Source organism: Vibrio sp. 070316B (genome assembly GCF_013114115.1).
GTDB lineage: Bacteria > Pseudomonadota > Gammaproteobacteria > Enterobacterales > Vibrionaceae > Vibrio > Vibrio chagasii_B.
This window is the reverse complement of sequence record NZ_VTYC01000012.1, coordinates 111,527-121,082: the sequence shown is the minus strand read 5'-3', so window position 1 is coordinate 121,082 and position 9,556 is coordinate 111,527. Positions and strand designations below refer to the sequence as shown.

Here is a 9,556-nt window from a genome sequence, read left to right as displayed (position 1 = left end):
TGTAGTACAGATAGCAGCAGTTAGAGTTGTTTTACCGTGGTCAACGTGGCCGATAGTACCAACGTTTACGTGCGGTTTCGTACGTTCAAATTTTTCTTTAGACACAATCGTGTTCCTTCCTAGTTATGATTCGCCACGTTCATTATTGAGCGAGACGCGCCAGAAATTGCTATTTTATGCGCCAACTCTCGTTAGCGCAATATTTGGACGCATTAGATCTTTCAAAAAATGAAAAAAATGCCTTCCTTTTGTTTAACCACGCTCTGCAATGATTGCTTTTGCAACATTGTTAGGCACTTCAGCGTACTCACTAAACTCCATAGAGTAAGAAGCACGACCTTGTGTCGCAGAACGTAAATCAGTTGAGTAACCGAACATGACAGACAACGGAACTTGTGCACGAATTATCTTCAGGCCAGCTGTCCCCTCGTCCATACCTTCGATGATGCCGCGACGACGGTTAATATCGCCAACAACGTCACCCATCCAGTCTTCTGGAGTAGTCACTTCAACTTTCATCATAGGCTCAAGCAGAACTGGTTGCGCTTCAAGTGCACCTGATCTGAAAGCCATAGAGGCAGCGATTGTAAACGCCATCTCACTTGAATCTGTTTCATGGTAAGAACCATCATATAGTGTAGCTTTGATATCCAGAACTGGATAGCCAGCAAGCACACCATTGTTCATCTGTTCTTCAACGCCTTTAGCTACTGAAGCGATAAACTCTTTTGGTACTGTACCATTGGCAATTTCATCCACGAAGACAAAGCCTTCGCCCACTTCTGATGGTTCCAGTTTCAGCCATACATGACCGTACTGACCTTTACCACCGTGTTCACGGATAAATTTACCTTCCGCTTTCGCTGTACCACGAATTGTTTCACGGTAAGCCACTTGCGGGTTACCAACGTTGCAGTTCACGCTAAATTCGCGCTTCATACGGTCAACGATGATATCTAAGTGTAGTTCACCCATACCAGAAATCAGTGTCTGGCCTGTTTCGTCGTCCATATCGACGCGGAACGATGGGTCTTCTGCTGCTAATTTACTTAGCGCAATAGTCATTTTATCTTGATCGGCTTGTGAGCTTGGCTCTACAACGATCTGAATAACTGGGTCTGGGAATTCCATGCGCTCTAGAACAATCTTATGGTTCTGGTCACACAGAGTTTCACCAGTGGTCACATCTTTTAGGCCGATAATAGCCGCGATGTCACCTGCTCGTACTTCTTTTACTTCTTCACGCTTGTTTGAGTGCATTTGTACAATGCGACCTAAACGTTCACGTTGTTTCTTCACAGAGTTGTAAGCTGTTTTACCGCTTTCAACAACACCAGAGTAAACACGGATGAAAGTTAGAGTACCAACGAATGGGTCTGTTGCGATCTTAAATGCTAGCGCTGAGAACGGTTCTTTGTCGTCCGCGTGACGCTCTGCTTCATTCTCGTCTTCATCGATGCCCTTAATTGCAGGTACATCAACTGGAGAAGGAAGGAAATCAACCACTGCATCTAGAACAGCTTGTACACCTTTGTTTTTGAATGCACTACCACAAGTTGCTAGTACGATTTCATTATTAAGAGTACGAGTACGAAGACCTTGTTTGATTTCAGCTTCTGTCAGTTCACCTTCTTCAAGGTACTTATCCATTAGCTCTTCAGAGGCTTCTGCCGCTGCTTCAACAAGTTCTGTACGATATTCTTCAGCCATTTCTTGCATGTCTGCTGGAATGTCTTCGTACGTAAAAGTCATGCCCTGGTCAGCTTCGTTCCAGTTGATTGCCTTCATCTTGATTAGATCGACAACGCCTTGGAAGTTTTCTTCTGCGCCAATGTTCAGTTGAATCGGAACAGGAGTCGCGCCTAGGCGGTCTTTGATCTGCTCGATAACGCGCAAGAAGTCTGCGCCAGTACGGTCCATTTTGTTAACGAAAACCATACGAGGAACTTGGTACTTATCAGCTTGACGCCAAACTGTCTCTGATTGAGGCTCAACACCAGATGAACCACAGAACACAACAACGGCACCATCAAGTACACGTAGAGAACGTTCTACTTCGATAGTGAAGTCAACGTGTCCAGGAGTGTCGATGATATTGATACGGTGATCTGGGAATTGCGCTTCCATACCACGCCAGAACGTAGTGGTTGCTGCTGAAGTGATCGTAATACCGCGCTCTTGCTCTTGCTCCATCCAGTCCATGGTTGCTGCACCATCGTGAACTTCGCCGATTTTGTGAGAAAGACCGGTATAGAACAGAATACGTTCACTTGTGGTTGTTTTACCTGCATCTACGTGAGCAACGATACCGATGTTACGGTACTGCTCAATAGGAGTTTTACGAGCCACGGTTGAATCCTCTTATTAGAGACTTAGGGACTATTGCTATACCTAGGGTTGAAATTTGCCTGCCCTAGAAATAGCAATAGTTCCTAGCATAAGCATAGGAACTAAAGAAGTGCTGCAAGGAACCTTGCAGCACTAAAAAGGTATTACCAACGGTAATGTGCGAACGCTTTGTTTGCGTCAGCCATGCGGTGAACGTCTTCACGTTTCTTAACCGCAGTACCTTTGTTCTCAGACGCGTCTAGCATTTCAGCAGCTAGGCGTTGAGCCATAGATTTTTCACCACGCTTACGCGCAGCTTCAACTACCCAACGCATAGCAAGAGCGTTACGGCGAACCGGACGAACTTCTACAGGTACTTGGTAAGTTGAACCACCTACACGGCGAGATTTAACTTCTACCGCTGGGCGAACATTTTCAAGAGCTTCTTCAAATACAGCTAAGTGGTCTTTACCAGACTTCTCAGCCATTGCATCTAGTGCAGTGTAAACAATTTTCTCTGCAGTAGATTTCTTTCCGTCAACCATTAGGATGTTAACGAATTTTGCCAGCAGTTCAGATTTGAACTTTGGATCTGGAAGGATCTTACGCTGACCTATTACGCGACGACGTGGCATGGATATTCTCCGTTGTCTTCTTCAGGTTTTTTCCAAAACTTTTCAGAATAATAAATAAAATAGTGTTTGGCCTTACTTAACGATTTCTTTTTAAAAAAGAGAATCAATTAAGACTTAGGACGTTTCACACCGTACTTAGAACGACCTTGTTTACGGTCGTTAACGCCAGCACAGTCAAGTGCGCCGCGAACAGTGTGGTAACGAACACCCGGAAGGTCTTTTACACGACCGCCACGGATTAGTACAACACTGTGCTCTTGTAGGTTGTGGCCTTCACCGCCGATGTACGAAGTTACTTCGAAACCGTTAGTTAGACGTACACGACATACTTTACGTAGTGCCGAGTTAGGTTTTTTAGGTGTAGTAGTGTAAACACGAGTACATACACCACGTTTTTGTGGGCACGCTTCTAGTGCAGGCACGTTGCTTTTAACAACTTGCTTTACACGAGGTTTGCGAACCAACTGGTTAATAGTTGCCATTAACTAGCTCCTGAAATTTACTTGAAAGTAAGCTTTGTGAAAAATCTATCCCTAACTACATGTCGCAATTAGGGACGCAAAATTCTATTCAGCAGTGGGATGTGTGTCAAGAAATATACAGATCTTTTTTAGCCGTCTAGAGCTCAGGATGGTCTAGTTTTGACCAAGCTGATATAACATAGCTACCAAGTGACTGATTTGTCGTTTAAAACTGTCAATTCAACAAAGCCATCAAAGCCTACTTGTGTGATGGCTTCAGAGGCCAGTTTTTGTAGGCCACGACTCTCTAGATCGGGTTTTAATACCGACACATACTCGACTGCACTGATTTGAGTGAATAACTCATGATTTGGAAGGCAAACATACACCGCATCTTCAACTAACAAGAACTGATCCTGTGGTTGCGAATAGACGAGTGCAAGCTTGAGTTTATCGGCTGTTTTAACAATATGAAGCATAGCGTTCCCTAGAAAGTCAGTATCTGTTGGCACTGAGCTAACGTCTGCGCTAACTCATCGACTTCTGTGACGGTTACATCAATCAACAAGTCATCAGCTGAAAGGCCAAACTGATTCAGGCTTCGCTGACATACGTATACCTGTTCGATGTCGTACAGATCCATCAGTTTAAACGCCGAAATGTAGTCACGTGAAAGTGTCTGTTCAGGCTGTTGTGCTGTAAGAAGCTGAGTCACACCATCGCCGACAAAAAATACCACGATGTCTTCACTATAAGCCGACGCAGCTAATAATGCGTCTAAACCTTCCCTACCCGCAGCGGTAGTATGGGGAAAGCTATTAAATACAAAAGCTAATTTTCTCAAAACTGTACCACTCTGTCTTGCGTGAGTAGCGCTTCGGATAAGCTACCTAAACCAGCCTGTGTGAATCCAGAAGCTAAGTTAGAGCCACTAAGCTGATGCTGCTCTGCTTCTTCAGAACTGATGATGCCACGTCTTAGTGCCGCCGCAACACAGGTCTCAAGACTCACATTGTGTTCGTTTGCCAATTTCTGCCAAGCCGCAGCCAAATCAAACTCATCATTAGCCGGCACAGTAAGGTCAGAGCCGTTACTTACGCCGTCTTGATAAAAGAACACACTGTGGAGTTTGTGGCCCTGTTGAAGCAGAGCCACGGCAAACAGGTAAGCACTTCTTGCTGACTGTGAACCATAGAGAGGTCCATTAACTAGGAGTGTATAGCTTAACAACCCTCTTCATCCTCTGTTTTACGCTGACGGATATATAGGTACACGGTGTGCTTAGAAATATTCAATCGCTCAGCAACACGGTTAATCGCATCTTTGATATCGAAAATACCTTTGTCATACAGCTCCATCACAATCTGACGGTTCTTGGTATTGTTCGATACTGACTTGTCGGCATTGATCTCTTCAATGGTGCGCTCAACCGTTTGGTCGACAAGTTCTTCAACGTCGCTTGCAAAGTTAACCGATGATGCAGCTTCGTCTGCGTCTTGTGTCGGCATGAAAGATTGCAGCACTTGTGAGAAAGGCGCATCTAAGTTCACGTTAATACACAGTAGGCCAATCACTCGGTCTTCACCATTGCGGATAGCCACAGTGATCGACTTCATCAACACGCCACCTTTAGCACGGGTGAAGTATGAGCGTGAGAAGTTACGTTTAGAACCTTCGATATCTTTTAGCATCTTCAATGCAAGGTCAGTAATTGGCGAGCCAACCTGACGCCCGGTATTCTCACCGTTAGCAATTTTAATTGCAGAGGTGTTGAGGTCTTCTAAAGAGTGCAGAACGATCTCACAAAATGGGCCAATTAGACTCGCAATGCCGTCTACCACCGCTTCATAAGATCTTAGAATGATTTTATCGTGTTCACTGAATGGCATGACATTGACTGATTCCATTTCAAGTAACACATCTGCATTGACTGTTTCTGTAGTAGTCACTTATTCCTTACCTTCGTGTGAAAAATCAACAAATTTATGTAAGTTTATCAGAAAATTTTAATTGCACACCTAGCTAACATTGCAACTAGTGATTTAGAACAAGTTTAAAAATCAAATACTCATATTCGAATCATAAAAAAAGCCTAACGAAAAGTTAGGCTTTTTAGTCAATCAACGCTTTTTACAGCAGGATTTCTTGCAATTATTACTGAGCAGCAGGTGCTTCAGCGTTATCAATGCTTAGTAGTTCAACTTCGAATACTAGCGTTGAGTTAGCAGGGATAGTCGGTGTATCTTGCTCACCGTATGCTAGCTCTGGCGGGATTACAAATTTGTACTTAGAACCAACTTGCATTAGTTGTACGCCTTCAGTCCAACCTGGGATTACGCGGTTTAGTGGGAATGTTGCTGGTTCGCCACGGTCGTAAGAGCTGTCGAACTGAGTACCGTCAGTTAATGTACCTTTGTAGTGTACTTGAACGGTATCTGTGTCTTTTGGAGAAGCGCCTTCACCTTGTGTCATTACTTGGTAAAGTAGGCCAGATTCAGTTTGCTTAACGCCTTCAGTTTTTGCGAACTCAGCACGGAAGTCGTCACCTGCTTTCTTAGTTTCAGCTGATTTCTCTGCCGCTTGTGCTTGCATAGTTTCAGCAACACGCTTGTCTAGAGCTTCAAGCGCTGCACGAGTTTCTTCTTCGTTAAGTGCAGTTTTCTCTGCGAATACGTCTTCAATACCTTGAAGAACCATGTCTTTGTCTAGATTAATGCCTAGCTCGCTTGGCTTATCAATGCTTGTGCTCAGGTAGTTTGCGAAAGATACGCCGATTGCGTATGCCGCTTTGTCATCTTCGGTTTTAAAGTTTACTGCTTCTACTTTAACTTCTTCTACTTGAGGTGCTTCTGCCTTTGGTTCTTCTTTCTGACAACCAACTGCTAGCATAACCGTTGCGGCAAGCAGTGATACTTTTAAAACTGATTTCATTGAATTCTCCAATTAATGGCCAAGCCATTGGTTATTGTGCACAAATCTAATGATTAGATTGGTGTGAATACGTTAGTTATAACAATATACTAGTCATATGTCTTTCGACACAAACCGGATTATTAGAAGTGATGCAAATATTTTTCCATTCCTTGCTATGTGCAATTGTCATCACCTTGTTAAATGGATGCTTTTTCTTTCAAGACGATGAGCAGCGTTGGGAAATTGAGCCCAGCGGCGCCACCAGCTTTGCCTTAAGCAGAGATGGACGCTTCGCCCTGCTCTACTCTCAGCAAAAACAATTGCTACTTTGGGACCTTGCCGAAAACAAAGAGTTAGCCCAACTCGGCCCTCAAGATCAGTCCGCAAACCAAGTATCGCGCATTCGAATCTCTGACAATGGCCGCTTTGCCATTACTGCCAGCCAGATGAACTTCGCCGTTTGGGACCTATCCTGGACCCAAGCTGAAGGGCTATGGTCTATCTCAGACGGCTTAATTCGCGATGTTGATATCTCTAGCAATGGTGAAAAAGTACTGCTCGGTTTGTCTAATGGTAAAGCCATCTATGTGGACTTAGTCACCGGACGCCGTCTGGAGTTCCTCGCTCACCGAGAAAAAGTTAATTCCGTCGCCCTTTCATCTAATGGCCGCTATGCTCTTTCTGGCGGTAACGACTATAAGGCCTACCTATGGGATACCGAATCAGGCTTAGTGCTGCGAACCTTCGAGCATGAACAAAGAGTAGTACGTGTTGCCCTACAGCGCGATGGCAATTTAGCTTTTACCTCTGATGGTGGTAATCAAGCGATGATTTGGGATCTTGAAACGGGCGAACCTCAAGCCCAGCTACAGAGTTGGTCTCGACAGCTGATATTCTCCAGTGCCCGTTTTTCCGATGATGGCAGCATGTTGGTGACAGGTACCCCGTCAAGCCAAGTCAGCGTTTGGAATACTGAGGACGGCAAACGACTTTCACGACACGATGCAGAGCCATTAAAAGATACTCGCCCTCCTCGTGCGGTAGTGTATGATGCAGCCTTTGATGATAAGAACCGTGTAATATCGGGCACCTCTGCGGGCATCGCCCAAGCTTGGAATGTGGATTAAGAACGATGACAGAAAAGCGAGTTGAACAGTTAGAAAGCCGCGTGAATGACTTAGAATGTCAGCTAGCTTTCCAAGAGCAAACCATTGAAGAACTTAATGAAGCGCTTAGCCAACAACAGATGTTGATCACTAAGATGCAAGACCAAATGAAGTATGTAGTGGGTAAAGTGAAGAACATTGATGGTTCGAACTTAGCTGACGCATCTGAAGAAACGCCACCACCACATTACTAATGTGCGTTGCCAATGAGCTGCGGCTTGTTGGTCTGGTTGAAAAACAAAAGGCGACAGAGATTATCTGTCGCCTTTTGTTTATCTGATTGGGAGTTTGAGTTACACCGGAGCTTGGTTAGTCATCGGCATAGATCTTAACTTCCACTCGCCCTTCTGTATCAACGCTAGCGCGGTACATGCCGGAACTGTTCATGCCGAAATGAATATCACCTTGGTCATCAATCGCAATCAAACCACCTTCGCCACCCATGGTTTTCAGCTCACCTTGGATAATGTGTTCACATGCGGTATGAACATCTTCTTTGAGATAACGCATGCGCGCAGCCACATCACTGGCAACCATTTTTCTTAAGAAGAACTCCCCCATGCCAGTAGTAGAAACCGCAACATTGCCATTCTCAGCAATAGTGCCCGCGCCAATGATTGGCGAATCGCCGACACGGCCGTACTTCTTGTTTGTCACACCGCCAGTACTGGTCGCTGCCGCCAAGTTACCGGCTTGGTCTAATGCCACCGCGCCAACCGTGCCGTATTTTTTGTCATCAGGGTACTTCTCAGCTTGCTGCTCATCATATTTCGCTTCAGACAAAGCAAATATGCCCTTCTCTTTCATCGATTGAAGCTGATCGTAACGGCGCTCAGTGAAGAAGTAGTCTTGCTCGGTAAAGGTATAGTCGTGTTCAAAGGCAAACTTTTCGGCCCCTTCTCCAATCAACAATACATGGTCGCTTTTCAGCATCACATCGCGGGCTAATTCGATCGGGTTTTTAATGTGGCGAACACCAGCAATAGCACCCGCATCCATTTCACGACCGTGCATTACAGACGCATCCATCTCAACAAACTCATCATGCGTAAGAACGGATCCCTTGCCCGCATTGAAGTGTGGGCTGTCTTCCATCACCTTAACCGATGCCACTACCGCATCCAAAGCATCACCACCCGACTGCAGTACTTGATAGCCAGCCAAAACCGACTTTTCCAAAGCCTCGGTAATGCTCGCTTTTAGCTCATCACTCATTTGCTCTCGCAAGATGGTGCCAGCACCACCATGAATGGCAATTGAAAAAGGTTGCGACATCTAAACTCTCCACTGACGTATTCTTGTTATCTGTCGCTATCAATATCATATCCAAAGCTCGATGTCTGATAGCAACAACAAATCTTTCGCTAGCGGTCATGCTCACGCCAGAAAGCACAACCCCAATACGAAAAAAGCCTCCACAAGGGAGGCTTTCATATTCTTGAACTAATCCGTTAGGTCGGTATTAGTGAGAACCACAGCTACCGCCGCCGCAGCAGCCGTCTTTTTTCTCTTCACCGTGGTCGTGGCCTTCGCCACCACAGCAACCGCCTTCGTGGTCATGGTCGTGACCGTGGCTGCCACAGCCACCAGCTTGGTGTACGTGGCCGTGTTGAACTTCTTCTTCAGTCGCTTCACGAACCGCAACTACTTCAACGTCAAACGTTAGAGTTTGGCCAGCTAGCATGTGGTTGCCATCAACAACAACTTCGTCGCCGTCTACTTCAGTTACTTCTACTGGGATTGGACCTTGGTCAGTATCCGCTAGGAAGCGCATGCCAACTTCGATTTGTTCAACACCTTGGAATACGTCAGCAGGAACACGTTGTACTAGAGCATCGTTGTGCTCGCCGTAAGCGTCTTCTGGAGTAACAGTTGCAGAGAACTTGTCGCCAGCTACTTTGCCTTCAAGCTCTTTTTCAAGACCTGTAATTAGGTTGTTATGACCGTGAAGGTAATCTAGTGGAGCTTCTGCAGTTGATTGGTCAACTACTACGCCATCTTCAAGTTTCACTTGATATGCAACACTAACTACTACGTTCTTTTCAATTTTCAT

13 protein-coding genes are annotated in these 9,556 nt (G+C 45.3%); 2 read left to right on the top strand and 11 right to left on the bottom strand.

The genetic code is table 11. The annotated features are described in order from the left end of the window. The 9 genes from F0251_RS11645 to fkpA form a co-directional block, all read right to left on the bottom strand. On the bottom strand, positions 1-105 hold a 105-nt coding region (locus F0251_RS11645; RefSeq protein WP_238928544.1), incomplete at its 3' end, for a GTP-binding protein. Positions 106-252: 147 nt separating this feature from the next. Next, positions 253-2,349 (bottom strand): elongation factor G, encoded by a 2,097-nt coding sequence (gene fusA / locus F0251_RS11640; RefSeq protein WP_061033640.1) that lies wholly within the window; start codon positions 2,347-2,349, stop codon positions 253-255. A gap of 143 nt (positions 2,350-2,492) precedes the next feature. Beyond that, on the bottom strand, positions 2,493-2,963 hold the full coding sequence (gene rpsG / locus F0251_RS11635) for a 30S ribosomal protein S7 (RefSeq protein WP_004737195.1): 471 nt from the start codon (positions 2,961-2,963) through the stop codon (positions 2,493-2,495). Positions 2,964-3,070: 107 nt separating this feature from the next. After that, positions 3,071-3,445: a 30S ribosomal protein S12 gene (gene rpsL / locus F0251_RS11630; protein WP_004737194.1), complete on the bottom strand. Its 375-nt coding sequence runs from the start codon at positions 3,443-3,445 to the stop codon at positions 3,071-3,073. 182 nt (positions 3,446-3,627) lie between these two features. Continuing rightward, complete coding sequence (gene tusB, locus F0251_RS11625; protein ID WP_061033639.1) at positions 3,628-3,903, bottom strand: sulfurtransferase complex subunit TusB; 276 nt, start codon at positions 3,901-3,903, stop codon at positions 3,628-3,630. A gap of 8 nt (positions 3,904-3,911) precedes the next feature. Then, positions 3,912-4,268 carry a sulfurtransferase complex subunit TusC gene (gene tusC, locus F0251_RS11620; RefSeq protein WP_061033638.1) on the bottom strand — a complete coding sequence of 119 codons (357 nt, stop codon included), beginning with the start codon at positions 4,266-4,268 and terminating at the stop codon, positions 3,912-3,914. Beyond that, complete coding sequence (gene tusD / locus F0251_RS11615; RefSeq protein ID WP_061033637.1) at positions 4,265-4,654, bottom strand: sulfurtransferase complex subunit TusD; 390 nt, start codon at positions 4,652-4,654, stop codon at positions 4,265-4,267. The genes tusC and tusD overlap by 4 nt, the downstream gene beginning before the upstream one ends. Next, positions 4,648-5,373 carry a transcriptional regulator gene (locus tag F0251_RS11610; RefSeq protein WP_004737190.1) on the bottom strand — a complete coding sequence of 242 codons (726 nt, stop codon included), beginning with the start codon at positions 5,371-5,373 and terminating at the stop codon, positions 4,648-4,650. The genes tusD and F0251_RS11610 overlap by 7 nt, the downstream gene beginning before the upstream one ends. Positions 5,374-5,578: 205 nt before the next feature. Then, complete coding sequence (gene fkpA / locus F0251_RS11605; protein WP_061033636.1) at positions 5,579-6,355, bottom strand: FKBP-type peptidyl-prolyl cis-trans isomerase; 777 nt, start codon at positions 6,353-6,355, stop codon at positions 5,579-5,581. Between the two features lie 131 nt (positions 6,356-6,486). Here fkpA and F0251_RS11600 point away from each other — a divergent pair, with 131 nt between their 5' ends. Continuing rightward, entirely contained in the window at positions 6,487-7,464 is a 978-nt protein-coding gene (locus F0251_RS11600) for a WD40 repeat domain-containing protein (protein ID WP_171731018.1), read from the top strand. Positions 7,465-7,469: 5 nt separating this feature from the next. Continuing rightward, positions 7,470-7,697, top strand: coding sequence for a SlyX family protein (locus F0251_RS11595; protein ID WP_004737187.1), 228 nt, complete (start codon positions 7,470-7,472; stop codon positions 7,695-7,697). 115 nt (positions 7,698-7,812) lie between these two features. Here the strand turns inward: F0251_RS11595 and F0251_RS11590 are convergent, their stop codons facing one another. Together F0251_RS11590 and slyD are read right to left on the bottom strand one after the other, a co-directional pair. Then, positions 7,813-8,778 carry an isoaspartyl peptidase/L-asparaginase family protein gene (locus tag F0251_RS11590; RefSeq protein WP_061033634.1) on the bottom strand — a complete coding sequence of 322 codons (966 nt, stop codon included), beginning with the start codon at positions 8,776-8,778 and terminating at the stop codon, positions 7,813-7,815. Positions 8,779-8,965: 187 nt separating this feature from the next. Next, positions 8,966-9,556, bottom strand: a complete 591-nt coding sequence (slyD, locus tag F0251_RS11585; RefSeq protein ID WP_008222340.1) for a peptidylprolyl isomerase — start codon at positions 9,554-9,556, stop codon at positions 8,966-8,968.

Excerpts from the sequence above, each read along its gene's own strand:
- rpsG (WP_004737195.1), bottom strand. The coding sequence starts at position 2,963 with ATGCCACGTCGTCGCGTAATAGGTCAGCGTAAGATCCTTCCAGATCCA.
- rpsL (WP_004737194.1), bottom strand. The coding sequence starts at position 3,445 with ATGGCAACTATTAACCAGTTGGTTCGCAAACCTCGTGTAAAGCAAGTT.
- tusB (WP_061033639.1), bottom strand. The coding sequence starts at position 3,903 with ATGCTTCATATTGTTAAAACAGCCGATAAACTCAAGCTTGCACTCGTC.
- fkpA (WP_061033636.1), bottom strand. The coding sequence starts at position 6,355 with ATGAAATCAGTTTTAAAAGTATCACTGCTTGCCGCAACGGTTATGCTA.
- F0251_RS11600 (WP_171731018.1), top strand. The coding sequence starts at position 6,487 with ATGCAAATATTTTTCCATTCCTTGCTATGTGCAATTGTCATCACCTTG.
- F0251_RS11595 (WP_004737187.1), top strand. The coding sequence starts at position 7,470 with ATGACAGAAAAGCGAGTTGAACAGTTAGAAAGCCGCGTGAATGACTTA.
- F0251_RS11590 (WP_061033634.1), bottom strand. The coding sequence starts at position 8,778 with ATGTCGCAACCTTTTTCAATTGCCATTCATGGTGGTGCTGGCACCATC.
- slyD (WP_008222340.1), bottom strand. The coding sequence starts at position 9,556 with ATGAAAATTGAAAAGAACGTAGTAGTTAGTGTTGCATATCAAGTGAAA.